24 protein-coding genes are annotated in these 23,960 nt (G+C 38.0%); 9 read left to right on the forward strand and 15 right to left on the reverse strand.

Annotated elements, in window-relative coordinates; all coding sequences use genetic code 11:
* Positions 1-96: 96 nt before the first annotated feature.
* From F952_RS12385 to F952_RS12400, 4 genes are all read left to right on the forward strand, one after another.
* Entirely contained in the window at positions 97-1,659 is a 1,563-nt protein-coding gene (locus tag F952_RS12385) for a PepSY-associated TM helix domain-containing protein (RefSeq protein ID WP_004928086.1), read from the forward strand.
* A complete protein-coding gene (locus F952_RS12390; protein WP_004928088.1) occupies positions 1,656-1,967 on the forward strand; it encodes a hypothetical protein in 312 nt (103 codons plus the stop codon). Before F952_RS12385 ends, F952_RS12390 begins: the two co-directional genes overlap by 4 nt.
* A 121-nt stretch (positions 1,968-2,088) precedes the next feature.
* Positions 2,089-2,964 carry a sulfite exporter TauE/SafE family protein gene (locus F952_RS12395; protein ID WP_004928092.1) on the forward strand — a complete coding sequence of 292 codons (876 nt, stop codon included), beginning with the start codon at positions 2,089-2,091 and terminating at the stop codon, positions 2,962-2,964.
* Positions 2,965-3,086: 122 nt separating this feature from the next.
* Positions 3,087-4,178 carry a 3-deoxy-7-phosphoheptulonate synthase gene (locus F952_RS12400; RefSeq protein WP_034709865.1) on the forward strand — a complete coding sequence of 364 codons (1,092 nt, stop codon included), beginning with the start codon at positions 3,087-3,089 and terminating at the stop codon, positions 4,176-4,178.
* Between the two features lie 58 nt (positions 4,179-4,236).
* Here the strand turns inward: F952_RS12400 and F952_RS12405 are convergent, their stop codons facing one another.
* Positions 4,237-5,766 carry a TerC family protein gene (locus F952_RS12405; RefSeq protein WP_004928097.1) on the reverse strand — a complete coding sequence of 510 codons (1,530 nt, stop codon included), beginning with the start codon at positions 5,764-5,766 and terminating at the stop codon, positions 4,237-4,239.
* Positions 5,767-6,376: 610 nt separating this feature from the next.
* Here F952_RS12405 and F952_RS12410 point away from each other — a divergent pair.
* Complete coding sequence (locus F952_RS12410; protein WP_004928099.1) at positions 6,377-6,841, forward strand: MarR family winged helix-turn-helix transcriptional regulator; 465 nt, start codon at positions 6,377-6,379, stop codon at positions 6,839-6,841.
* On the opposite strand, the gene F952_RS12415 is transcribed toward F952_RS12410, so the two are convergent.
* The 4 genes from F952_RS12415 to F952_RS12430 all read right to left on the reverse strand — a co-directional run bounded on the left by F952_RS12415 (position 6,838) and on the right by F952_RS12430 (position 12,607).
* Complete coding sequence (locus F952_RS12415; protein WP_026057016.1) at positions 6,838-7,497, reverse strand: SOS response-associated peptidase; 660 nt, start codon at positions 7,495-7,497, stop codon at positions 6,838-6,840. The genes F952_RS12410 and F952_RS12415 overlap by 4 nt on opposite strands.
* 354 nt (positions 7,498-7,851) lie before the next feature.
* The gene (locus tag F952_RS12420; protein WP_004928105.1) at positions 7,852-10,014 is read right to left on the reverse strand and encodes a malate synthase G; all 2,163 of its coding nucleotides are present in this window, start codon (positions 10,012-10,014) and stop codon (positions 7,852-7,854) included.
* A 350-nt stretch (positions 10,015-10,364) separates the two neighbouring features.
* Positions 10,365-11,507 (reverse strand): cell division protein ZapE, encoded by a 1,143-nt coding sequence (gene zapE, locus F952_RS12425; protein ID WP_004928108.1) that lies wholly within the window; start codon positions 11,505-11,507, stop codon positions 10,365-10,367.
* A gap of 89 nt (positions 11,508-11,596) precedes the next feature.
* Positions 11,597-12,607: an AraC family transcriptional regulator gene (locus F952_RS12430; protein WP_011182489.1), complete on the reverse strand. Its 1,011-nt coding sequence runs from the start codon at positions 12,605-12,607 to the stop codon at positions 11,597-11,599.
* A gap of 154 nt (positions 12,608-12,761) precedes the next feature.
* Here F952_RS12430 and F952_RS12435 point away from each other — a divergent pair, with 154 nt between their 5' ends.
* Both F952_RS12435 and F952_RS12440 read left to right on the forward strand, forming a co-directional pair.
* Positions 12,762-14,273 carry a flavin-containing monooxygenase gene (locus F952_RS12435; RefSeq protein ID WP_004928112.1) on the forward strand — a complete coding sequence of 504 codons (1,512 nt, stop codon included), beginning with the start codon at positions 12,762-12,764 and terminating at the stop codon, positions 14,271-14,273.
* A 46-nt stretch (positions 14,274-14,319) separates the two neighbouring features.
* Positions 14,320-15,228, forward strand: coding sequence for a LysO family transporter (locus F952_RS12440; RefSeq protein WP_026057017.1), 909 nt, complete (start codon positions 14,320-14,322; stop codon positions 15,226-15,228).
* Here the strand turns inward: F952_RS12440 and pyrF are convergent.
* Together pyrF and F952_RS12450 are read right to left on the reverse strand one after the other, a co-directional pair.
* Complete coding sequence (gene pyrF, locus F952_RS12445; protein ID WP_004928119.1) at positions 15,225-15,908, reverse strand: orotidine-5'-phosphate decarboxylase; 684 nt, start codon at positions 15,906-15,908, stop codon at positions 15,225-15,227. The genes F952_RS12440 and pyrF overlap by 4 nt on opposite strands.
* 112 nt (positions 15,909-16,020) lie before the next feature.
* Positions 16,021-16,569 carry a helix-turn-helix domain-containing protein gene (locus F952_RS12450; protein ID WP_011182491.1) on the reverse strand — a complete coding sequence of 183 codons (549 nt, stop codon included), beginning with the start codon at positions 16,567-16,569 and terminating at the stop codon, positions 16,021-16,023.
* An 88-nt stretch (positions 16,570-16,657) separates the two neighbouring features.
* Here F952_RS12450 and F952_RS12455 point away from each other — a divergent pair, with 88 nt between their 5' ends.
* Both F952_RS12455 and F952_RS12460 read left to right on the forward strand, forming a co-directional pair.
* Positions 16,658-17,308, forward strand: a complete 651-nt coding sequence (locus F952_RS12455) for an AzlC family ABC transporter permease (RefSeq protein WP_004928126.1) — start codon at positions 16,658-16,660, stop codon at positions 17,306-17,308.
* Position 17,309: 1 nt separating this feature from the next.
* A complete protein-coding gene (locus F952_RS12460) occupies positions 17,310-17,636 on the forward strand; it encodes an AzlD domain-containing protein (protein WP_004928130.1) in 327 nt (108 codons plus the stop codon).
* A 73-nt stretch (positions 17,637-17,709) separates the two neighbouring features.
* Here F952_RS12460 and F952_RS12465 read toward each other — a convergent pair whose 3' ends face one another.
* The 8 genes from F952_RS12465 to ung form a co-directional block, all read right to left on the reverse strand.
* Positions 17,710-18,075: a lipopolysaccharide assembly protein LapA domain-containing protein gene (locus F952_RS12465; RefSeq protein WP_004928132.1), complete on the reverse strand. Its 366-nt coding sequence runs from the start codon at positions 18,073-18,075 to the stop codon at positions 17,710-17,712.
* A gap of 28 nt (positions 18,076-18,103) precedes the next feature.
* Positions 18,104-18,409 carry an integration host factor subunit beta gene (locus F952_RS12470; protein ID WP_004928136.1) on the reverse strand — a complete coding sequence of 102 codons (306 nt, stop codon included), beginning with the start codon at positions 18,407-18,409 and terminating at the stop codon, positions 18,104-18,106.
* Between the two features lie 157 nt (positions 18,410-18,566).
* Positions 18,567-20,240, reverse strand: a complete 1,674-nt coding sequence (rpsA, locus tag F952_RS12475) for a 30S ribosomal protein S1 (protein WP_004928139.1) — start codon at positions 20,238-20,240, stop codon at positions 18,567-18,569.
* Between the two features lie 112 nt (positions 20,241-20,352).
* Positions 20,353-21,036, reverse strand: a complete 684-nt coding sequence (gene cmk / locus F952_RS12480) for a (d)CMP kinase (RefSeq protein WP_004928142.1) — start codon at positions 21,034-21,036, stop codon at positions 20,353-20,355.
* 10 nt (positions 21,037-21,046) lie between these two features.
* Positions 21,047-21,481 (reverse strand): SRPBCC family protein, encoded by a 435-nt coding sequence (locus tag F952_RS12485; RefSeq protein WP_004928145.1) that lies wholly within the window; start codon positions 21,479-21,481, stop codon positions 21,047-21,049.
* Positions 21,482-21,582: 101 nt separating this feature from the next.
* Positions 21,583-22,107, reverse strand: coding sequence for a tRNA adenosine(34) deaminase TadA (gene tadA, locus F952_RS12490; RefSeq protein ID WP_004928147.1), 525 nt, complete (start codon positions 22,105-22,107; stop codon positions 21,583-21,585).
* 5 nt (positions 22,108-22,112) lie between these two features.
* Complete coding sequence (locus F952_RS12495) at positions 22,113-23,234, reverse strand: enoyl-CoA hydratase/isomerase family protein (protein WP_004928151.1); 1,122 nt, start codon at positions 23,232-23,234, stop codon at positions 22,113-22,115.
* On the reverse strand, positions 23,231-23,944 hold the full coding sequence (ung, locus tag F952_RS12500) for a uracil-DNA glycosylase (protein ID WP_004928156.1): 714 nt from the start codon (positions 23,942-23,944) through the stop codon (positions 23,231-23,233). Before ung ends, F952_RS12495 begins: the two co-directional genes overlap by 4 nt.
* Positions 23,945-23,960 lie beyond the last annotated feature (16 nt).

The following is a 23,960-nucleotide window of genomic DNA, read 5'->3' on the forward strand; positions in this document are numbered from 1 at the left end:
ATGATGTTTTGCATACAGTCTTTGGTTAGGCTCACACTCTACAGTACTGCACTGTGTTTGATCTTTTTCTTGCTTTCAATCGGATTGGGATAATCAATGCATAAGAATGTTCGCCAATCTATGGCATGGTTACATTCATGGACAGGTCTATTACTTGGCTGGCTGCTATTTGCTATTTTTATCATGGGCACAGCATCTTATTACCGTCATGAAATCAGCTTATGGATGCAGCCACAACTGGCTCAGTATCAAGTTCAGCAAGAAAGCTCGATCAAGACAGCTTATCAATATTTACAGCAACACGCTCCTGATGCGAAATCTTGGTATATTGGTGTGGCATCAGAGCAGTCTCCTGTAACTAATATTTATTGGCAGAAAAAACAAGGCGGTTATGAAAGTAAAACGCTAGATGCCAATACAGGACAAGAACTCAGTTTATCTGCCACGCTTGGAGGTGACTTCTTTTATGCGTTTCATTACCAACTGTTTGGTTTACCTGTAATGATTGGACGAGTCATCGTCTGTCTTGCTGCATTTATCATGCTAATTGCTTTAATCTCGGGAATTATTACACACAAGAAAATTTTTACAGATTTCTTCACTTTGCGTACTTTTAAATCACAGCGTTCATGGCTTGATTTTCATAATGTTTCATCTGTAATCGCGTTGCCCTTTTTCTTGATGATTACTTTTACTGGACTTGCGATTTTCTTTTATATTTATTTGCCTTGGGGCATGAAAAAACTTTATCCAGAAGACCCTTTTCAGTATTTCAAAGAAATCCGTACCAATGTAGTTGAGATACAACGTCCGCCTCAGCCCATGCAAAATATAAGCTTAGAAACCTTATTTGTAAAAGCACAGTCGCAATGGGGACATCAAGCGATTGACTCGATCACAGCCGATAATCCCAATACGGATCAGGCACGAATCACGATTACTCAAGCGCAAGATCACTCAATTACTGGCAATAAACCTCAAATCACATTTGATGCAACCCATGGCAAAGTTTTGTCAGCTATACGAAATGAAAGTGCTATCGCCACATTAAGTTTTGGTGTCTATGGTTTACATATGGCAAATTTTGCTCAGCCTCTACTGCGACTTGCCTTTTTCTTTTCTGGTATCTTAGGCTGCCTGATGATTTCTTCCGGCTTATTACTTTGGAGCTTAAAACGTCAAATTCAGAATAAAATACGTAAGTTCCATTTTGGACATTATCTTGTTGATCGTTTGAATGTGGCAACATTTGTGGGTTTACCCATTGCAATGACCAGCTATTTACTGGCAAATCGATTGATAAAACTAGAAGCGAATATGCCAAACTATGAAGTTTATACTTTTTTTATGGTATGGCTATCCACGTTCATAATCGCAATATTGACTCCCAAAGTATGGTTATGGCGTTCACAATTAGGAATCTTCATTGGACTTGGAATTGGACTGCCTTGTTTCAATCTGTTTTATCTCATTCGATATGATTTCATTCATCAAATCTCAGATTACTGGACTTTTTTTCGAGTAGATCTATTTTTTATTCTGTTTGCAGGATTTGCATATTTTATCTTGAAAAATATTCATCCTATCCAAATTAAAGCAAAAGAGAAATTGGAAAAGAAGTTAAAGCTCAATGAAAATGTCGAGGTAAATGCCTCATGATACAGCTTCTCGCCTTCATACTTACTTTAAATGGCATGCATATACTTTATCGGTTAAGCGATAAACAACTGGAAAAAACCAAGAAAAGTAACTGGGTCTGGTTAACCCAGCATATAAAGTTAGCCAAATTATCGTGTTTTGTGAGTTTGTTTGTAGCTGGACTTTTATTAATGGCACAATACGGCAACTCAATTGGCTTTATCAGTTGGTGGATCTTCGCAACACCACTTATATTTGGTTTGATCCTTTGGATAAATGATGTCACAAGCAAACCTGAACCTAAAAGAAAACCAAGGCAAAATATTTAAATGAATAGAATTTAAGACTTCTTTAGCTTTTTTTTGCATAAGCAAATCACTATTCATCACAACCATTTATCTCAAAAAGTCATAAGATATGCAGGTTTTGTGTATTTGGCTGATTTGATAAATGTTTGGTCCTCTTGAATTTATATTGGCTGGTGTTCTGGTTGGTTTCTGCGTGGGTATTACAGGTGTGGGTGGTGGTTCTCTGATGACCCCAATTCTAATCAGTTTATTTAGAATTGAACCCCATATTGCCATCGGAACAGACTTACTTTATGCCGCAATTTCCAAATTTTGTGGTTCAATGGTGCATGCCAAAAAACTTAATATTGTTTGGCCAATTGTCATCTGGCTTGCCATCGGAAGTATACCTGCGTCTTTTGCCACATCTTGGGTGCTTGAGCACTATTTATCTCAGTCCACACACTATAAGGCAGTGCTTACAACCGTACTGGGCTTCATGCTGACTTTGACGGGTGTATCTATTATTTTTCGTTCACGCATCGAAAAATTCTTTATGAAATTTCGTAAAGCCAATTCACAAGTTGAAACTGTAGACATTAATTCAAAAAATAAACGCCTTTATATCGTGATTATGGGTATTGTGCTTGGCATATTTGTGACTTTGTCTTCCGTTGGTGCTGGCGCATTTGGCATCATGGCACTTATTATCATGTTTCCAAATCTTCCAATGATTCGAATTATTGGCTCAGATGTTGTGCATGCCGTATTGCTTACCTCTGTTGCGGGTCTAAGCCATATGAGTGCGGGAAATGTAGACTTTACACTTCTAATGTGGTTACTGATTGGTTCAATTCCAGCCATCATTATTGGTACGCTTATTAGTTCAAAAATGCCAGAAAAACTGATTCGTAAAATCCTGGGTGTGACACTCTTTGCACTGGGCATCAATTTTATGGTACATCCTGTCAAGGCAAAACCTGTAGAAAAACCCACGATTGTAGAGCAACATCAAACCACAAATACTACTAAAAATTAAGCGATATAACGGGTTAATCGATCTTTTTAAATGATTAATCCGTCTTAAATATGCGTTGCTGAATATGGTTTCGTGGTATATTCAGTAAACAGAAAACTAGTATGATCCAATCAGTGACAGCAATGAATACTTTACAGTCCAATCCAGTTTCACAGCCAGATATCGATGATGTTAACATCAAAAGCATCCAGCCTCTTGTTACGCCTGCCGAGTTAAAAGCAGAGCTTCCACTGACAGAAAGTGCTTATCAAACCGTACTCCACGGTCGTGAAACCATTCGCAACATTCTTGATGGTACAGACAAACGTATTTTTGTTGTCATTGGGCCATGCTCTATTCACGACCCTAAAGCAGCGCATGAATACGCAACACGCTTAAAAGTACTCAGCGAAAAAGTAAAAGACAGTTTGTATATTGTGATGCGTGTTTATTTTGAAAAACCACGTACAACAGTAGGCTGGAAAGGTTTGATTAATGATCCTGATATGAATGACTCATTCAATATTGAAAAAGGTCTGCGTATTGGACGTAAATTACTCCTTGAACTAAACGAACAAGGTCTACCTTGTGCTACAGAAGCGCTTGATCCAAACTCTCCTCAGTATTATCAAGATCTGATTTCATGGTCGGCTATTGGCGCTCGTACCACTGAAAGTCAGACACATCGTGAGATGTCATCTGGATTATCATCACCAGTTGGCTTTAAAAACGGAACAGATGGTGGGCTTACAGTCGCAACAAATGCGATGCAATCTGTCAAACACGGTCACAGCTTTTTAGGTTTGAATGAAGCTGGTCAGGTTTCTGTCATTCATACCAGTGGGAATCCATATGCACACGTTGTATTACGTGGCGGTAACGGAAAGCCAAACTATGATGCAGGGTCAGTCGCAGAAGCTGAAAATGCACTGGCAAAAGCAAAAGTCAGCACTAAAATCATGATTGATGCCAGCCATGCCAATTCAAATAAAGACCCATACTTACAGCCACTTGTACTCAAAAATGTAACCGAGCAAATCATCGACGGTAATAAGTCAATAGTGGGTGTCATGGTTGAAAGTCACCTCAAAGGCGGACGTCAGGATATTCCTGAAAACCTATGTGATCTTGAATACGGCAAGTCTGTTACCGATGGCTGTATTGATTGGGAAACCACAGAAAATGTTTTGCTTGAAATGCATGAAGCACTCAAAGATGTTTTAGCTCAGCGTTAATAACCACTTTCAATTTAAAAAGCTCTCATTTGAGAGCTTTTTTATACAATGGATAAAATTAATCCACTGGATAGACAATTTTAACCATTTTAATCCGATTACCATCCATCTCGATAACTTCAAAATAGATATCTTCATGAAAAACAGAAGTACCGATCTTCACCTCAGCATTGGTCTTATCCATAATTAAACCTGCCACACTGATGTAATCAGCATGATCTGACATCAATTCAATCATGCCAAGTTCTAGTTCAAGCTGATACAAATCTAAAAGCCCATTGGCATGCCAAGTACGCTCCCCCACTTTAACCAAATCCATTTGCTCATCGGCGTCTGGAAACTCGCCAGCAATTGCCTCAAAAACATCAAGTGGAGAAATTAAACCCTGTACCACACCAAATTCATCACTGACCAGCACCAAAGAGCCTTTCGAAGAACGTAAAGTATTAATGGCATCAATCACCTTCATCTTTTCAAAGATAAAAATAGGCCGCTGCCGTTTCAATACTCCAGACAACTCATCAGGATGATCCAATGCATCAATCAGATCTTTTGCTCTGGCAATGGTGATTACTTTATCAAGACTGCCTCGGCATACAGGAAACAAACTATGTGGAACAGCGAGTACTTGCTGACGAATAGTTTCTGGATCTTGTTCTATATTTACCCATGAAATCTGCGTTCTAGGTGTCATAATTGAAGCAACAGAACGTTCCGCAAGCGTTAGGACACCACCAATCATATAGCGCTCTTCAGCAACAAATAATCCATCTGATTCTTTTTGATCAACTGGACTACGAATCTCGTCTTTTTCACCAATCAATTTAAAAATTGCATTTGCGGTACGATGTCTCAGTGGAATTTTAGCCTGATGCTTTGCCACATTGCGCTGCGAAAACTGGTTAAATGCTTCAATCAAGATTGCGACACCGATACCTGAGTAAATATAACCTTTTGGTATATGGAATCCAAAACCTTCGGCAATGAGGCTAATCCCGATAAGTAACAGAAAGCTCAGACATAAAATCACCACAGTGGGATGACGATTCACGAAAGCAGTTAAGGGTTTAGATGCAATCAGCATCACCATGACTGCAATTACAACTGCGGTCATCATGACATATATATTGTCTACCATACCAATTGCAGTAATCACCGAATCCAAAGAAAAAACGGCATCTAATACAATGATCTGGGTTACAACTGCCCAAAAGCTGGCATAAGCGACTGATGAATTGGTCTTGATCTCAGGCTGGCCTTCCAGCTTTTCATGTAATTCAGTCACAGCCTTATAGACAAGAAACAAACCACCAAAGAGCAAAATAAGATCGCGTCCCGAGAAACTATAATCGGCAACTTGTATAAGTGGTTTGGTGAGTGTTACAAGCCATGAAATCACAGATAAAAGCGCTAGACGCATGACAAGTGCTAGAGACAATCCAATAATTCGCGCTTTATCGCGCTGTTCTGGTGGAAGTTTGTCAGCCAAAATAGCAATAAATACCAGATTATCAATGCCTAGTACAATTTCTAAAACAATTAAAGTGAGTAAACCTACCCATATTCCGGGATCTAAAAGAAATTCCATCTTTAGATCTCCTTATTATTTTGAACAAGTGAGCAACAAAACAACCTACACGGCGATGGATCCATACGGATAACCTCTTTTATCTAAATACGTGGTTTTATTATGCATAAATTTTCAAATTATTTTTTATCTTTTTGTATTTCTAAAAACTTATCATTTTGATTCTATAGATAAAATCAATTTGAGTGAACTACAATGTCTATTAAAGCAGCATCAATACTATTCTGGAACATTTATAGGCCGTAAAGCTAAACATTTTGATATTGTGTTTATAACTATCTAACCTACCAAAATAGTATTTGAATCATAATTTTTCATTTTTTCATTTGCTAGATAATAGATAGTACTTCATATAGTTTCCAGAAAGTCTCTTAAAGCTGCATCCATTCAATAAATCCAAATATACAAAATATATAAATTCTCATAATATAAAAAATAAATGTATATTTTTATGTTTAAGTCATATTTGGTTAAATTAGCCTTAAAATAGAATTAAAAAATAAAAAAAGGATTAAATTTTATTTATTTAAAAAAACAATTGATTAATATTACAAATTTAAAATAAAATTAACACAATCCCATACAATTATAATGGTTTTGGACTGATTTTATGACAAAGAAATATTCCCGTTTTTTACCTTCTGAAAAATCATTTAATATTGATAATTTTCCCTATTACTGGGTCACTCAAGTACATTCACAGTATGTACATAACATCGATAATGTTTTAAAAAGATATGGTTTAGACAATTCAAGACGCCGTATTTTACTCGCACTCAATATTAAACAAAATGCCAGCGTTTCAGAGTTATCTGAGATGATTATCTCAAAAATGTCGACAACTACGAAGATTGTTTATCGTTTGAAAGATGAAGGCTTTGTTAATACTTACTCATGTGAAAATGATGCTCGGATTACACGTGTAAATCTTACAGAGCAAGGCAAAGAGATGATACACAAAATCAATAGCTTAACGGGTGCTGTGTTAGAACAGTCTTTTGAAGGACTTACCCCGTTGCAAATTGAAAAAATGATTGATGGACTTAAGATTATTTTTAAAAATTTATCATCTTAATCAAAGATATTTAGTTGTGGAGTTTGTTTAGTTATCACTTTTTTAGGTACAAAAGCACATTCAAACTCTTCTACTGGAAAACCTTCAACAAATTTCTGAATATCTGGATTTTTTAAACTTAACCATTCGTCCAAATGCTCATGCGGAATCACGATCACAGAGCGCTTAATATCGCCAGGCTCATGAAACTCTCTCATCATGGGATGATCAATCGCATCCATTGTAATCATACTGGCAGAACGAACGATTTTGTCATCTATCTTACAAATCTCATATAACGCGGCAATATAGAATGCTTGATGATCTTTCCTGCGTACACACCAGCGTTGCGGCTTGCCATCAATATACTTAGCCTCATAAAACTCTGTTACGGGTATAACTCCAAATTGGCACTTACGCATTGAATCATAAAAGCTCGCTTTTTGTAGCAGTGTCTCATTTCTAGCATTATAAGTTTTTTTTGCAATATCTAAGTCTGTTGCCCATTTTGGAACTAGACCAAACATTACCTCACGCCACTCTAAGCCAGAATTTGATTTGAATAATAATGGCAACTTATAGCCTGGATAAACTTCATCCATATAATCAAAGGTGATTGCAGGCAAATTGAGCTGCTTTAGCTGATCTAAAGTCAATGGTTTAAAATTAGCACACATATCAATCATTATACCTAAAAGTCAATATCAATAAATCTATAATTAGCTTATAAATACTATAATATTTTATCAGCTCTGAACTTTAATGTATATTTTATTATATATACATTTACGACTTTAATATTTCATTTTTTTAATATCTCTCTAAATTTGAAAAATTTTCTATATAAAATATAAAGTACTATGAATATTAAAAGAATATAAAACGTTTAACAAACATCCTAAAATTAAAAATTTAATATAATAAATTAAGATATTTATTATTATAGATTCTATTGTCCATTAAATTCTTCCTAATTCATTTAGCGCATAAAAAAACCGCAATCTAGACTGCGGTTTTTTTGAAATTACGAGTTAGTCTCCCGTATATCCTTTTAACTTCAAACGTGCCGCATGTAATAATGGCTCAGTATAACCCGATGGTTGTTCACCGCCCTTAAAGATGAGATCAGATGCTGCCTGAAACGCAATCCCATCAAAACCAGGAGACATCGGGGTATATGCTGGATCATTGGCATTTTGCTCATCAACAATTTTGGCCATACGTTTTAGCACTTCCTCAACCTGCTCTTTGCTTACGATACCGTGACGTAACCAGTTTGCTACATGCTGAGAAGAAATACGCAGTGTCGCACGGTCTTCCATGAGTCCGACATCATTAATATCTGGTACTTTTGAACAACCCACACCTAGATCAACCCAACGCACCACGTAACCCAAAATCCCTTGGCAGTTATTTTCCAGCTCTTTGGTAATTTCTTCAGCAGACCAGTTGGTATCAGCAGCCAAAGGAGGTGTTAACAGATCATCTAGTGACAGTGCTTGTGTACTGAGCAATTCTTGCTGGCGCTCTGCAACATTGCATTGGTGATAATGAATTGCGTGAATTACAGCACCAGATGGAGATGGTACCCATGCACATGATGCACCCGCTTCTGGATGTTCAATCTTGGTTTTATACATATCAAGCAACATATCAGGTTTAGGCCACATACCTTTACCAATTTGCGCTTTACCACGTAAACCCGTTTGCAGTCCAATCATTACGTTGCGATTTTCGTAAGCTGGGAACCATTTTTGACCTTTAATCTCACCTTTACACACAAATGGACCAGCTTCCATAAAGGTATGAATTTCATCACCTGTACGATCCATAAATCCTGTATTAATAAAGATGGTGCGATCTTTTGCCTGAGCAATACAGTTTTTCAAATTGACAGAAGTACGACGCTCTTCATCCATAATGCCGACTTTGAGTGATTTCTCTGGTAAGCCCAGTGCTTTTTCTACACGTTCAAATAACTCGACAGTAAATGCTACTTCTTCTGGTCCATGCATTTTTGGTTTAACAATATACATCGAACCTTTACGAGAGTTTTTAACTTCATTTTTGCCAGTAATATCTACAATTGAAAGCAATGACGTAACCAGCGCGTCCATAATACCTTCGTAGATTTCTTCACCGTCGACTAAAATTGCAGGATTAGTCATTAAATGCCCAACATTACGTAGTAGCATCAATGAACGACCGTGCAAGGTCGTGGTTCCACCAATCAGATTTTTACAGGTACGATCCTGACTTAGTTTGCGAGTAACGGTTTTACCATTTTTCTCAATCGACTCTTCAAGAGTTCCCTGCATCAATCCAAGCCAGTTACGATACCCTTCAACTTTTTCTTCTGCATCTACCGCTGCAACAGAATCTTCAAGATCTTGAATTGTCGTGATTGCAGCTTCAAGTACTAAGTCTTTTACACTTGCTGGATCTGTCTTGCCAATTGGACTATTAGCATCAATTTCAATAATGACATGAAGACCATTGTGTTTAAGCACGATTTCAGAAGGTGCGCTGTCTTCGCCGTTATAACCGACAAATAATGCTTCATGTGCCAATGAGGTTTTTTCACCATTATCTAATGTGATAACCAGTGCATTTTGTTCAACTGAATATTGAACAGCATTTTTATGCGACCCTTGAGCCAATGGAAAAGTTTCATCTAAAAAGTTTTTAGCAAATGCAATAACTTTGGCACCACGTACAGGATTATATCCCTTGCCTTTTTCAGCACCACCATCTTCTGGAATAACATCGAAGCCGTATAATGCGTCATAGAGTGATCCCCAACGTGCATTTGCTGCATTCAGTGAATAACGTGCATTGCGTACAGGTACAACCAATTGTGGCCCTGCAAGTAATGCAATTTCTTCATCTACATTTTGTGTAGTGATTTGAAAATCTTCTACTTCTGGTAATAAGTAGCCAATTTCTTTAAGGAAAGCTTTGTAAGCTTCTAATTCAAATGTATTGTTACGATGCCATTCATCAATTTTAGCCTGTAACTCATCACGCTTCGCAAGCAGTGCCTTGTTTTTAGGGCTAAGATCGACAACGACTTGCTCAAAGTTTTTCCAGTAAGTTTCACTGTCCAAACCAGAAGCAGATAAAGCTTCATTCTCAATAAAATCGTAAAGTTCTTTAGCAATCGCTAACTTGCCTTTTTGAATACGTGCAGTCATTGTCTTTCCTGATATTGCTACTTTTTATACAAGAGATTCTAGTATAACCATTTATACCATCCTGAATAGTAGAATCACTTTGTGAAATAACAAACATTTCACAATGAAATCATATTAAAAGCTCCTACTACTTTTTCATATGAATCTACGTCAAGATTTGAACTCAATTCTAAGTGTATAAAGTTTTATAAATGTCGAAATTAGACCTAAGTCAGTCTTATTAACAAACATTCTCTGCATACAAGCTCTAGTTATATCAAAATCTATAAATTATGAAATACATTTGCAAAATAAATTTTATTCTTATTTTTATATAATAAAGGCGTTCAGAATGAACGCCTTACACATCTTTATGAGTTATTTTCGGAATTGATATGGCGGTGTTCAGAGTGCAAATATTCATCAGATTGCATTTCGAGCAATCGTGAACGTGTACGTTCAATCTCAAAAGCCAGTTTTTCACCCTCGTAAATCTCAATAATTGAATCTTGCGAAGTGAGTAGCAGCTTAACACCACGATCATAAAATTCATCAACAAGATAAATAAAACGACGTGTTCCTTCAGATAAATAATCCGTTAAATGGGGAACATTACTGACCAGTACCGTGTTGTAAATATTCGCAATTTCAATGAAATCGGCAGGACTACGTGGCTTCAAGCATAGCTCAGAAAACTCACACCATAATACATCCTCAGTATGCCCCAAAGTTTCAACAACACGATTATTAATCGTAATGGGTTGTTGAGAAACGATCTGTGAACGAGTAATCGCACTAAAACGTTGTGACATCCAGATCTTAGCATCGTCAGTCAAAGGATGTTTAAAGAGCTGTGCCTGTTTCAATACGCGTAATCGATAATCTACCCCTGCATCGACGTTCAGAATTGTACAATTTTTCTGTACCAATTCAATGGTAGGTAAAAAACGATCACGATGTATCCCGTTTTTATACAATCCGTCTGGTGCAATATTTGAAGTGGCAACCAATGTAACACCACGATTAAACAGTTTTTGAAATAAATCACTCAGAATCATGGCATCAGTGACGTTAGATACAAAAAACTCATCAAAGCAGATAATAACCGCGTCTTTATAAATTTGATCTGCAACTAAATCCAGCGGGTTACGCTGACCAGAAAGTTTATTGAGCTCACGATGCACATGTTGCATGAAATGATGGAAGTGCATCCGTGTCTTACGGCGAAATGGAATGGAATCATAAAACTGATCCATTAACCAGGTTTTACCACGACCTACGCCTCCCCACATGTACACACCTTTTGGTGAAGTCTGACGTCGGAAACGCCGAAATGCTTTTTTTGAGGCTTTATAACGACTTAATAACTCTTGCCAAACTCGCTCTAACTCCTGAACTGCTTGGGCCTGAGCTTCATCTGGCATGAACTGTCCCGACGCTAAAGCTTGTGCATAACGTTCTGCTGGGGAAGATGGCGTAAAGGCCGTATTATGAGAAGAGCTGGTATTTGACATATCTTTCTAATGCTATCTGGGTCTGTTAAAAGTATATTGGATATTGGTTCTATACATATAGAACTTTGGATGCATACCAAGAGTAATTTTTATCGGCCATACTGTCTAGGACTCTGGCCAAACCATCGTTTAAAAGCATGATTGAAAGCTGCTGGTTCAGAATAACCGAGTAACTCTGCAATCATTTCTATCGAATATTCTTTGTATTCCATTAATTCTAATGCCTTGTGTTTAATAAGTTGTTCACGAATTTTCTTATAACTGGTGTCAAACTGCTGTAGCTGATGTCTTAACGTGCGCTCAGGAATATTTAAGGCATATGCTGTTTCTGCCATTGTTGGCATTACACCCTGTTGCAATTCAAGATAATCACGTACCTGTTGCACAATAATAGGCATTTTGATGTCTTCTGCATTTAAGCGATCAACTTCCAATTGACATTTCGCTTCGTATACTCGATGCGTAATAATATCTGAAGATGGAATCTTAACATCAAGTAGATCTACATTTAGACTAAACGTTGCTACGTTATTACCAAAATGGAGATTCTGTCCATAGTATTGATAATATTGCTGTAAAACATCTTCCTGTTTTGGCATTTCAAATGGCAATTCCACCCTAATCTCAGGTGCAATTAAACCCATCATTTTATAGATGTCTTGAATAAATTTATATGTTCCAGAAACTTCACATTGTGCTCGTAACAATCCAATTGAAGACTGTAGATCGACAGGTCGATAAACTAAATTTGTTTTTGATGGTGTGGTGTGTAAATCTAACTCACCTGATAAATGCGTAAGTTTCTGATATTTGATCCCTTTATAAATTGCAGTCTGAATACTATCACTGGTCACCAGCAGCATGAGCAACGGACCATAACCAGCAAGTGCATAATGTTGCCCAATAAATAGTCCTTTTTCTGGATCAACATCTTTCCCAATAATATACTGGATATCCCATTCAAGACTATCGTGAATAATTGAACTTGGATCTAGAGCATCAAGTCGTATACCAATAGATGCTAAGCGATCATCTACATCAATACCTGCATTACGCATACCTTGTATCAGATACATCAGTCCAAGTATTGATCGTTTCATTATTTCAACTATATTAACATTACCAATATGTTGTACTATAAATATAAAATAATTTTAATTGCCGATTCTATCAATTTTCACGGCATTGCAATCATATTATTCTCGCTCTGAACGCTCTAGGATATTGATTAACTTTTCATCGAGAGTGAATATAATGCAACAAGCCACAATAAATGCGACTCAAACAACTAAAATTGCGATTATTGGTGCTGGTTTTGGTGGCTTAGCCATGGCAATCCGCCTATTACAACATCATATTCGGGATTTTGTAATTTTTGAAAAAGCCCAAGATATTGGGGGAACATGGCGAGAAAACCAATATCCTGGTGCAGCCTGTGACGTACAGTCGCATATGTATTCACTTTCTTTTGCGCCAAAAACCAACTGGTCAAAACGTTATGCCGAAGCAGGCGAAATTTTTTCTTATATTCAGGATATTTCTGAACAGTTTCAGCTACGTCAGTATTGCAAATTTGAACACGAAGTAACGCGAGCCGAATATGATGAACAAAATTTTATTTGGAATTTAGAATTTAAAAATCATCCAGCTGTGCAGGCACAATTTGTAATTTTCGCTTCTGGACCACTGCATGTTCCTCAGATTCCACATATTAAAGGCATCGAAAATTTTAAAGGAAAAGTTTTTCATTCATCTCAATGGGATCATGGCTACGACCTAAGCAATAAAGTGGTCGCTTCAATTGGTACAGGAGGAAGTGCAATTCAGTACATTCCAGAAATTGCACAACAAGTTAAGCAATTGTATGTACTGCAACGTACTGCTGCGTGGGTGATTCCTCGTGATGAACGTGCATATTCTGGATTAAGTAAGTTACTGTTTAAAAAATCTGACTTTTATCGCCAGATTCATCGTATACGTTTGTATTGGAGTAATGAATCGCGAGTAGTTCCGATTGTCCAGCCACAAATTATGAAATACGGCCAAAAGCTTGCCGAAGCCTTTATCCGCTTTCAAGTGAAGGATAAAACACTTGCAAAGAAACTTACGCCAGATTTCGTGATGGGTTGTAAACGTATTTTGATCTCAAATAAATATTTTCCAACCTTTAATCGTAAAAATGTCGAATTAGTGACCGATGGAATTCAGGAAATTACAGAAAATGCCATTGTGACCAAAGACGGTAAGCAAAGACATATCGATTGCCTGATTTATGGAACTGGATTTATTACAGATCCGCGTATCTATTTGAAGCATTTTGAATGTTTTGGCAAAAATCACCAAGAACTCAAAGAGGCTTGGAAAAATGGACCAGAAAGTTATTATGGTATAACAACAGCAGGCTTCCCAAATTTATTTCAACTTTTAGGTCCAAATACAGTGCTTGGACATAATTCAGTTATTTTTATGATTGAATCCCAAGTTAATTATATTTTACAACTGATTAAGCTGGTCGATACGACCAAAACGCAAGCAGTAGAAGTTAAAGTACAGGTGCAGAACAACTTTAATGAAACTATTCAAAAACAATTACAAGGCACTGTTTGGCAAGCAGGTGGATGTGTAAGTTGGTATCAAACCAGTGAAGGTAAGAACTTTTCTCTATGGCCAACTTACACTTGGAAATACTGGCTAGAAACTCGCAAGATAAATGTCAGTGACTATCATTTTCTAGGTGATATTCAAGCAAAAAAGATTGCGGTCTAAATCTATCAGGTCATAATAAGTAAGTTGCTGACAACTTACTTATTTTATGCAGTCTCTTGTTTTAATATCCCAAATAATTATGGCGATTTGCTTAGGCTATTTTATCGGCCCCAAATTAAATTCTTCACTCAAAAATCTAGCTTTTCGCATCCTACCCTACTTTTCATATCTTCTTTTGGCAGGGGTAGCTTATGAGTTTACACTTGCAATTCATCAAATTTCACAACCTGAACTGATCCTACCAACCGCACTGATTATCTCTTTAAGCACATCAATTGCATCTTTTATAACCTGCCTGATTACCTATCAAGTATTTGACAAAAATTCGATCCAAGGCAAAGTATCTTTAAAGCTATTTTTAAATGCGATTAAAAATATTAGTCACGCCTTTTTTGCTTTAATGGTGGGTGCGACCATCGGAATTTTCAGTTTATGGCAAAATTTGGATTTTGTATTTAATAGCTGGTATCTGCTTTTAGTCTTTATTTTTCTGATTGGTATCGAGCTTGCATTTACTCGTTTTGATCGCTCATGGTTAAGCTGGAAAATTCTGATTGTTCCCTGTGCTGCAATCATTGGTTCAAGTTTGGCTGCAGTATTTTGTGCCTATCTTATACAAGGTTTATCGCTTCGCGAGATTGTGGCATTGTCACAAGGCTACGGCTGGTATTCGATGTCAGGCATCTTATTTACCCAACTCCATTCGACAGAGTTAGGTGGGATTGCATTATTAACTGATCTATTTAGAGAAATTTTTGCCATTCTTTTAATGTATTGTTTTGGCTGGAGGTTTCCAAGATCTGCAATTTCGAGTGCAGGTGCAACTTCAATGGACGCCACACTTGCAATGGTGAAACAATCATGTGGTACGCATTATGTACCACATGCTATGGTCAGCGGCGTGATCTTAAGCTTACTGGCTCCAATCATGATCAGCCTAATTTTAATAGCTTAAGCCAGACTCGATAAAATCTGTTTCAACATTTCATTTGGTCGTTCGGATTTTGTAATTGGACGACCAATGACTAGATGAGTCGAACCATCCAACATTGCCTGCTTTGGCGTCACAATGCGTTTTTGGTCATCTGCATTTGCACCCTCAGGTCGAATACCTGGAGTGACCAAAGCAAATTCTGTTCCTAGTAAATCACGTAACATTTTTGCTTCTTGAGCAGAACATACCACACCATCCAGACCGCTTTCTTGCGTTAGCTGTGCCAGACGTTTAACTTGCTCAAAAGGTTCAACATCTAAACCAATGTCACGTAAATCTTCACGCCCCATAGAGGTTAATACCGTTACCGCAATAAGTTGAGTACGGTAATTTCCAGCTTTAAGTCGTTCAACACAGGTTTCCATCATTTTACGACCGCCAGACGCATGAACATTGACCATCCATACACCTAAGTCTGCCGCAGCACATACAGCCTGTGCTGTGGTGTTTGGAATGTCATGAAATTTAAGGTCTAAAAACAACTCAAAACCACGATCTTGTAAGATTCTTACTGTTTGTGGACCATCATGAGTAAAAAGCTCTTTGCCCACTTTTACACGACAAAGTGATGGATCGAGCTGATCAGCAATGCTCAAAGCGTCATATTGGCTCTTTGCGTCTAAGGCAACAATAATACTCACGAATCTATTTCCACAGCTTAAAATTCGGCTAATTATAGATGGATTCACGTATTCGACAAAGCAGGAATATCGCTTTTATGAAAAAAAGCCCAAATTATGAAATGAATTTATCTTATCTTTGCTCAGAGATCAAAATCGCACGTGTATCCTCATCGAGCGCTTCAAAGATATGCTCTTGGTCAGCAGGATAACAGATATAATCACCTTCATTTAGAACAACAGGTTCAGCAGTTAATCCAACTTTTGCACAACCTTTCATAATAATAATATGTTCAATACTTCCAATAGGATGTGGATGGCTCAAACGTGGCTCACCTGGTTGAGTATTCAATATATATACATCTCGTCTTGCTCCTGTTGGACAATTTGCCAATAAAATTGCCTGATAATGTGCAATTTCCGATGCAACTGAAGGTCCTTCACCAAAACGAATGACTTGTGTCTGTGGAATATTACTTTCCATCAATTTCGCAAAGGGGATTTCTAGAGCCACACACAAAGACCATAAGGTTTCCAGACTCGGATTACCCTGTGCTGCTTCAAGTTGTGATAAGGTTGATTTTGCAATCCCTGCCCTACGCGCAAGCTCTGCAAGAGACAAACCCGCTTTTTGTCTTTCTCTGTGTAAACCCTTTGCGACTATTTCAATTGGTAGCGACATAAAACACCATAATGAACGATCGTTCGTTTTGACTAAAAACATGATATAGCTTATTATAACGTACGTTCGTTTGATATATAAAACTTTCATGCCAACTCAAGATCAATTTCACCTTATTAAAGCGATCGCTCTGATTTCTATCGCTATTGGAATCGTGGGAATTTCATTAGGTTCTATTGCCGCTAGTTTTGATCTTCCTATGTGGATTCCTCTAGTTCTTTCTGTGACAGTTTTGGCAGGTGCAGCAGAATTTACATTTATTGGCATGATTGCAACAGGAGCAAACCCAATATTTGCTGCTTTTACAGGTTTATTAATTAATTTACGTCACCTACCTTTTGGTTTATCCGTTGCTGAATTTATCCAGAATAATATTTTTAAATATATGGCTTGTCATGTGATGAATGATGAAAGCGTAATGTTCGGTTTGAGCCAAAGCACCCAAGCATTAAAACTTAAAGCATATTGGCTATGTGGCGTCAGTGTTGCCATTTGCTGGCCTATTGGAGTAATACTAGGGTTCATTGTAGGTAAAAATATTCCGGATATTTATTCTTTTGGAATCGATGCAGCATTTCCAGCAATCCTTTTCGCACTAATTATCCCAATGCTTAAAAATCGTCTTACTCGAAATCGAACATTTTTAGGTGCGGTATTTGCCTTAGTCTCATTTCCGTTTCTACCCACAGGTCTACCTGTTTTAGTATCGCTCTTAAGTCTAATGCTAGGGAAAAAATAAAATGAATCCTCATGAAACTTACATCTTGCTAGGTATTATGATCTTGGCTTTAGGTACGTACGGCATCCGCTATTCAGGTTTTTATTTAGCAAATCAAATTGTATTTAAAGAATACCAACGACAAATCTTATCCGATTCCGCTTGCGTGTTACTTTTCACCCTTGCCGTTTTAAGTACACTTTTTACAGAGAGTCAGTTCAGTGGAATCAGTAAAATTATAGGTGTGTCCGTCTCTTTATTATTTGCATGGAAAAAGTATTCTCTGACTGTCGTCATTCTGATTGCAATTTCAATTACTGCTGCACTAAGAGCCATAGGACTGCCTTAAAACAAAATAGCCCTTTACGATAAAGGGCCATTTGATTTTTATTATCTTATATGTTGTATATAAAACATATAAATTACAATGGATTTCGATTCTGTGTCTCAGGTTGAATATCCAGCACTGTCTTTTCATGTCTAACATTAGCAGCGGCGTCTGCTGCAGCTTGTTGAGCAAGTTGAATTTGTTCTTTGCGTAAATGATCAATATCTTTACGTAATCGTTTGATTTCCCAGCTTGTTTGGAAAACACGAAATATCTGAACACCCAGCAACAGACCTAACACAATCCCCAATGCTAAGGTTAAAAGCAATAATAAACCTAAGCGCATTGCAGGCACTTGAGTAAACAACAAATCAACTGGTAATTCTGTCGGATTTTGAAGTACCAAAGCTAAAGAGTATCCAAACAAAATAACGAGTAATGCGACTAATAAATAACGCATAGTGACCTCATTTTATTAATTTTATAATTTAATCGTTAATCGCTTCATTAACCGCATCACGTAATGCTTTACCAGGCTTGAAATGAGGTACTGCTTTTGCAGCAACTTCAACTGACTTACCTGTTTTAGGATTACGACCCACACGTGGATCTCTGTGATGTAGTGCAAAACTACCAAAACCACGAATTTCGATACGATTGTCATTTGATAAAGCATCAATCATTTGATCAATCATGATCTTGACTGCTTCTTCAACCAAAGGCTCAGCCAAATGCGGGTTTTTTAAAGCAATACGTTCTATTAAGTCAGACTTATTAAGTGCTTCAGTAGTCATCGATGACCTCTTTAATTATTGCTACTTCGAATTAAGTTTTATAATAACCTGTTTAAATACAAAACGGTAGCGCAGTACACTAATACTACGCTACCGTTTACAGTATTTGTATAAAAAGTACCAATTAGTTACACTAAAAATACTTTTTTAACAGCACTTATTTCATTTGAGCTTTAATCAAGTCACCAATCGTCTTAGGACCATTGTCTTGAGATACAGATGTTGTACGAAGATTAGCAACTGCTTCTTTTTCTTCAGCTTCGTCTTTCGCTTTGATAGACAAGTTGATAGAACGAGATTTACGATCAACGTTGATGATTTTCGCTTCAACTTCTTGACCAACTTCTAGGAACTTAGTTGCATCTTCAACGCGATCACGGTTGATTTCAGATGCTTTAAGTGTCGCTTCGATTTCGTCACCCAACTTAACAGTAGCGCCTTTCGCATCTACAGCAGTTACAGTACCTTTAACCAACGCACCACGTTCGTTCGCAGCCAAGAAATCATTGAACGGATCGCTGTTCAATTGTTTGATACCAAGGCTGATACGGTTGCCTTCAGCGTCTACAGACAAGATAACCGCTTCAACAGTGTCACCTTTCTTGTAACGACGGATCGCTTCTTCACCTTGTTCGTTCCAAGAAATATCAGACAAGTGCACTAGACCGTCGATACCACCTGGTAAACCGATGAAGATACCGAAATCAGTGATTGACTTGATCGTACCAGAAACTTTTTCGCCTTTCTCGTGTGCTTTAGCAAACTCTTCCCATGGGTTAGCACGAGTTTGTTTGATACCAAGAGAAATACGACGACGTTCTTCATCAACTTCAAGAACCATAACATCAACTTCATCACCAATCTGAACAACTTTAGATGGGTGGATGTTTTTGTTTGTGTGATCCATTTCTGAAACGTGTACTAGACCTTCAACGCCTTCAGCGATTTCAGCGAAGCAACCGTAGTCAGTCAAGTTCGTTACACGTGCTTTAACGATAGAACCTTTAGGGTAACGGCTCATGATCGCTAACCATGGATCTTCACCAAGCTGTTTAAGGCCTAATGATACACGGTTACGCTCGCGGTCAAATTTAAGTACTTTAACAGTAACTTCTTGACCCACTTCAACCACTTCAGAAGGATGCTTGATACGTTTCCAAGCCATATCTGTGATATGAAGAAGACCATCAATACCACCAAGATCAACGAATGCGCCGTAATCAGTAAGGTTTTTGATTGTACCAGTAACAGTTTGACCTTCTTCAAGCTGAGCAAGAAGCGCTTCACGGTCAGCTGAAGATTCAGCTTCCATAACAGCACGACGAGATACAACAACGTTGTTACGTTTAGCATCAAGCTTGATCACTTTGAACTCTAACTCTTTACCTTCAAGGTGAGTTGTGTCACGAATAGGACGAGTGTCTACCAATGAACCTGGCAAGAACGCACGAACTGGACCGATGTCAACAGTGAAACCGCCTTTAACCTTACCAGAGATAACACCAGTAACGATTTCGCCATCTTCAAAGATTTTTTCAAGTTTAGTCCAAGTTTCAGCACGTTTTGCTTTTTCACGTGACAAAACTGTTTGACCCATACCGTTGTCAAGTGCTTCAACAACAACGTCAACAGTATCACCAACTTGAACTTCAAGTTCACGTTGTTCATTTAAAAATTCAGCACGGTCAACAACGCCTTCAGATTTAAGGCCAGTGTCAACAGTTACCCAGTCACTATCGATGTTAACAACAACACCTTGGATGACTGCACCCTTTTCAACGTTGAGGTTTAATTCACTTTCTTCAAAGAGGGCTGCAAAAGATTCGGTCATGATATACCTGATAAAGTCAGCGGTCTTGGATCAGACAAGGCCGGTTTAGTTAAGTCTCTACATAGTCCATATAAACTGATCAAGCTATGCTTTAACTGATTACATAAATAGGTTAAGCTTTAATACACTGATCGACATAATTAACCATCAGTTGAAAGACTTCATCGATAGAAAGATTTGAACTATCAATCTGGTAAGCATCAACTGCTGGACGTAACGGAGCGACAGTTCGCTCCATATCACGTTTATCACGCGACTGTATATTAGCTAAAATGTCGCTTATTTTAACATCTAGCCCCATACCCTGCAACTGTTTTACACGGCGCTCGGCACGTGATTCGGCTGAAGCAGTCAGGTAGATTTTGGCTTGTGCTTCTGGAAAAATAGCGGTTGCCATATCCCGACCATCAGCGACCAGACCAGGCAATTGAATAAAGGCTCTTTGTCTTTCAAACAATGCTGTACGTAGCTCTGGGACTGCAGCAACTTTAGAAGCAAACTCACCTACCCGTTCTGTTCGTATAGTCTGCGTGACATCTTCACCGTCCAACAAAATGATAGTGCTATCATTTTTTGTTTCAAATTTAATATTAATCTGTATTGCTGCTTCAACACATTCACTTAGACATGTATCCAGATCATCTAATAAATTTTTATGATGTAATGATAAGCCAAGTAACCGATACAAGGCACCTGAATCAAGCAGATGAAATCCGTAGTGATTTGCAAGCTTTGCTGCAAGTGTGCCTTTACCAGACCCACTTGGCCCATCGATTGTAATAATTTGAACAGTCATTAACTTCCCATCAAGTGAACGATTTCGCTAATTTTGAAAAGCCTAGTGTAATCGCTGCCTTGAGTTGTGCAAGAATTAATTTGCTTACAAATGGAATTTTTGCTTTGAGCTCAATGGTATAAATCACTAACGTCTTATTCGGTGCTAATTCTTCAAATTCAATTCGTCCAATATGATGCTTAATTAAAGGATTTTTAATCAGTTTATATTCAATTTTCTTATTTTCTTCGAGTAAGGTAATTTCTTCTTGAATTGGTTTAATTGGCCCGAATCCCATCCGACGAATTGAACCTAAACCATCTGGTCGTTCTGGATCGGCAGAATCTTTCACACGAACAACTTGTATAGGCGCAAAAGCCTGATTATAGGTTGCGTGCTTTGAAAGTAAATCAAATACCTGATCAACTGGTGCATTAAATTCTTGTTTTACTATGATTGCATTCATCTTGTCACCTTATTGACAATAAATATTGTCAGCACAAATTAATAGATTTAATGATCTCAAGCAAGGTAAAAACAGCCTTAAATAAATGTCAGTGGAGCAAATCAAGTCTGCGGATTTTCAGAAGTCGCAATGTATTGTTGTCTGAGCTCACGTTTTTGTTCACGACGTTTTCTAAAAAAGTCGCTGAGCTGTTTAGAACATTGTGCCTGCATACACCCGTGTTCAATTAAAAATTTATGATTGTAATATCCCATATTCAATAATTGCCTTGCGCTTACTAAAGAGCCCGCCTTAGGCTCTGTTGTTGCAAAAACAACACGATGAATGCGTGCATGGACCAAGGCACCTACACACATGGTACATGGCTCTAAGGTAACATATAAGGTTGCATCTTCAGGTAAACGATAATTCTTAACAGATTCACAAGCCATACGAATTGCACGAATTTCTGCATGAGCTGTAGGATCATTCAGGGTAATTGGCGCATTATAGCCAGAACCAATAACTTTGTTTTGACTCACAATTACAGCCCCTACAGGAACTTCGTTGTGTTCGGCTGCGCGTACAGCTTGCTCGTAAGCAAGCTGCATCCAGTATTCATCATTAAAAGTGTCGGAGAGACTCATTTGAACTAAATGATACCATAGTGTTTTAACAAATCGTTCCAGCTTTGAATTGTAGTAACAGGAGGATTATCACCTAGAATACCTTTCAAACTTAAATCCTGAGTATCCTTCCACGCGGGAGATAAATCTTTATCTACCAAACGTGCACGAACACCTTCTACAAAATCAGGATGGCGAATCTTCCAGTCAGAAATTTGTGCCTCAAGTTTAAATACTTCCTCCCAGGCGTGTACCTTCTTACCCCATTGCCATAATAACCAGGTAATTGCGGCAGTACTTGGAGACCCTTTTTGTAGATTTTCACTTGCTTGTCTTAACCAGTCACTTCTCGCATCAATCAGACCAATAATGGATTGATAATCCTGCTCGAAATCGACCCCACGACATACACTATGAATGACGTCTAATGAGTTCTGTAAAGGTCCAGGCCCCACGGGACGATGCAAACTATTTAGCGTATCGTCAATTGCCCTAAAATCTCCAGCAGGATAATGACTCCAGTCAATGTTAACCACTTTATTAAGTACATTATCGCGCTGAGCATCACAGATATGCGTTGCCCAACCAATGATATAAGCACCTGCCGCTGTCATAATTGAACCTGTCAGCCCTGTAAACAACCCAATTGGCCCACGGTCTGCAAGGAATCGGCTAGCGCCTACATCTGGATATAAGCCAATATTGATCTCAGGCATAGCAAGTCGCGAATAGGGTGTAACCAGCCTAAAAGGAGCCGCCATAAATAAGCCCAATCCGCCGCCCATTACATAACCCTCACCCCAAACCAGAATAGGTTTAGCGTAATTATGTAATAAAAGATCAAGTGCATATTCTTTTTCAAAAAAACGCTTGGCAGTATCTACTTCCTGATTAATTACCAATTGTCTTAATTTACGAACATCTCCACCAGCACAAAATGCTTTTGGTGTGGTTGAATCAAACCAGATCGCTTTTACAGCATCATCTGTATGAAATTCCTCAAATACTTGTAGCAGTGCAACGACAATTGATTCATCAAGTGCATGCAAAGACTTCGGGCGGTTAAGACGTATGATACGCCAGCCGTTTTTTGCCTCTTCTACAATTAGATCAGGATGATAACTTGTTACATTGGGAGAGTTAGTCATGCGTCCAGCTGCCAATCTATAGGCTCAATGCCATGTTGTTTCAGATAATTATTTGTTTTGGAAAAAACTTTACAACCAAAAAAACCGCCACGATTTGCGGCTAATGGGGATGGATGTGCTGCTTTTAATACGAGATGTTTTTCACGATCAATTCGTTGCCCTTTACGCTGTGCATAAGCACCCCACAGGATAAAAACCACATGCTCACGCTGTTCATTTAATACATCAATGATACTGTCTGTAAACTGCTCCCAACCACGCTTTTGATGCGAAGTTGGCTGCCCAGCTTCAACAGTCAATACACTGTTCAGCAACAAAACACCTTGATCTGCCCATTTGGTTAAATCACCATGTTTGGGAACAGGTATTCCAAGATCTGTATTTAACTCATGAAAAATATTACGCAGCGATGGTGGTAATACAATTCCCTTTTGCACAGAAAAACTCAAGCCATTGGCCTGATTTGGGCCATGATAGGGATCTTGCCCCAGGATAACAACTTTAACAGCAGATAGTGGCGTGGTATTAAGTGCATTAAAAATTTGCTTACTGGGTGGATAAATGACTTTATCTTGATTTTTTTGTTCTATTAAAAACTGACGTAATTCATCCATACGCGAGCTGACTAAAAACTCCGCAAGAGAATGTTTCCAACTTTCATCCAATTGAACTTTACTGAGTTTATCGTGTTGTTGCTCAGTCAACTGCATTTTTTCATCCTAAACG

It is taken from the genome of Acinetobacter baylyi DSM 14961 = CIP 107474 (assembly GCF_000368685.1).
In the GTDB taxonomy this organism is placed as follows: Bacteria; Pseudomonadota; Gammaproteobacteria; order Pseudomonadales; family Moraxellaceae; genus Acinetobacter; species Acinetobacter baylyi.

What these genes read in the sequence shown, in the direction of transcription:
- F952_RS12400 (WP_034709865.1), top strand. Translation starts at nt 3,087, where the DNA reads ATGAATACTTTACAGTCCAATCCAGTTTCACAGCCAGATATCGATGAT.
- F952_RS12465 (WP_004928132.1), bottom strand. Translation starts at nt 18,075, where the DNA reads ATGCGTTATTTATTAGTCGCATTACTCGTTATTTTGTTTGGATACTCT.
- F952_RS12435 (WP_004928112.1), top strand. Translation starts at nt 12,762, where the DNA reads ATGCAACAAGCCACAATAAATGCGACTCAAACAACTAAAATTGCGATT.
- tadA (WP_004928147.1), bottom strand. Translation starts at nt 22,107, where the DNA reads ATGAGTCTCTCCGACACTTTTAATGATGAATACTGGATGCAGCTTGCT.
- F952_RS12390 (WP_004928088.1), top strand. Translation starts at nt 1,656, where the DNA reads ATGATACAGCTTCTCGCCTTCATACTTACTTTAAATGGCATGCATATA.
- F952_RS12485 (WP_004928145.1), bottom strand. Translation starts at nt 21,481, where the DNA reads ATGAATGCAATCATAGTAAAACAAGAATTTAATGCACCAGTTGATCAG.
- F952_RS12455 (WP_004928126.1), top strand. Translation starts at nt 16,658, where the DNA reads ATGCCAACTCAAGATCAATTTCACCTTATTAAAGCGATCGCTCTGATT.
- F952_RS12440 (WP_026057017.1), top strand. Translation starts at nt 14,320, where the DNA reads ATGCAGTCTCTTGTTTTAATATCCCAAATAATTATGGCGATTTGCTTA.
- F952_RS12460 (WP_004928130.1), top strand. Translation starts at nt 17,310, where the DNA reads ATGAATCCTCATGAAACTTACATCTTGCTAGGTATTATGATCTTGGCT.
- rpsA (WP_004928139.1), bottom strand. Translation starts at nt 20,240, where the DNA reads ATGACCGAATCTTTTGCAGCCCTCTTTGAAGAAAGTGAATTAAACCTC.
- F952_RS12415 (WP_026057016.1), bottom strand. Translation starts at nt 7,497, where the DNA reads ATGTGTGCTAATTTTAAACCATTGACTTTAGATCAGCTAAAGCAGCTC.
- F952_RS12405 (WP_004928097.1), bottom strand. Translation starts at nt 5,766, where the DNA reads ATGGAATTTCTTTTAGATCCCGGAATATGGGTAGGTTTACTCACTTTA.
- F952_RS12385 (WP_004928086.1), top strand. Translation starts at nt 97, where the DNA reads ATGCATAAGAATGTTCGCCAATCTATGGCATGGTTACATTCATGGACA.
- F952_RS12470 (WP_004928136.1), bottom strand. Translation starts at nt 18,409, where the DNA reads ATGACTACTGAAGCACTTAATAAGTCTGACTTAATAGAACGTATTGCT.
- F952_RS12395 (WP_004928092.1), top strand. Translation starts at nt 2,089, where the DNA reads ATGTTTGGTCCTCTTGAATTTATATTGGCTGGTGTTCTGGTTGGTTTC.
- cmk (WP_004928142.1), bottom strand. Translation starts at nt 21,036, where the DNA reads ATGACTGTTCAAATTATTACAATCGATGGGCCAAGTGGGTCTGGTAAA.
- F952_RS12450 (WP_011182491.1), bottom strand. Translation starts at nt 16,569, where the DNA reads ATGTCGCTACCAATTGAAATAGTCGCAAAGGGTTTACACAGAGAAAGA.
- F952_RS12430 (WP_011182489.1), bottom strand. Translation starts at nt 12,607, where the DNA reads ATGAAACGATCAATACTTGGACTGATGTATCTGATACAAGGTATGCGT.
- zapE (WP_004928108.1), bottom strand. Translation starts at nt 11,507, where the DNA reads ATGTCAAATACCAGCTCTTCTCATAATACGGCCTTTACGCCATCTTCC.
- ung (WP_004928156.1), bottom strand. Translation starts at nt 23,944, where the DNA reads ATGCAGTTGACTGAGCAACAACACGATAAACTCAGTAAAGTTCAATTG.
- F952_RS12420 (WP_004928105.1), bottom strand. Translation starts at nt 10,014, where the DNA reads ATGACTGCACGTATTCAAAAAGGCAAGTTAGCGATTGCTAAAGAACTT.
- F952_RS12495 (WP_004928151.1), bottom strand. Translation starts at nt 23,234, where the DNA reads ATGACTAACTCTCCCAATGTAACAAGTTATCATCCTGATCTAATTGTA.
- F952_RS12410 (WP_004928099.1), top strand. Translation starts at nt 6,377, where the DNA reads ATGACAAAGAAATATTCCCGTTTTTTACCTTCTGAAAAATCATTTAAT.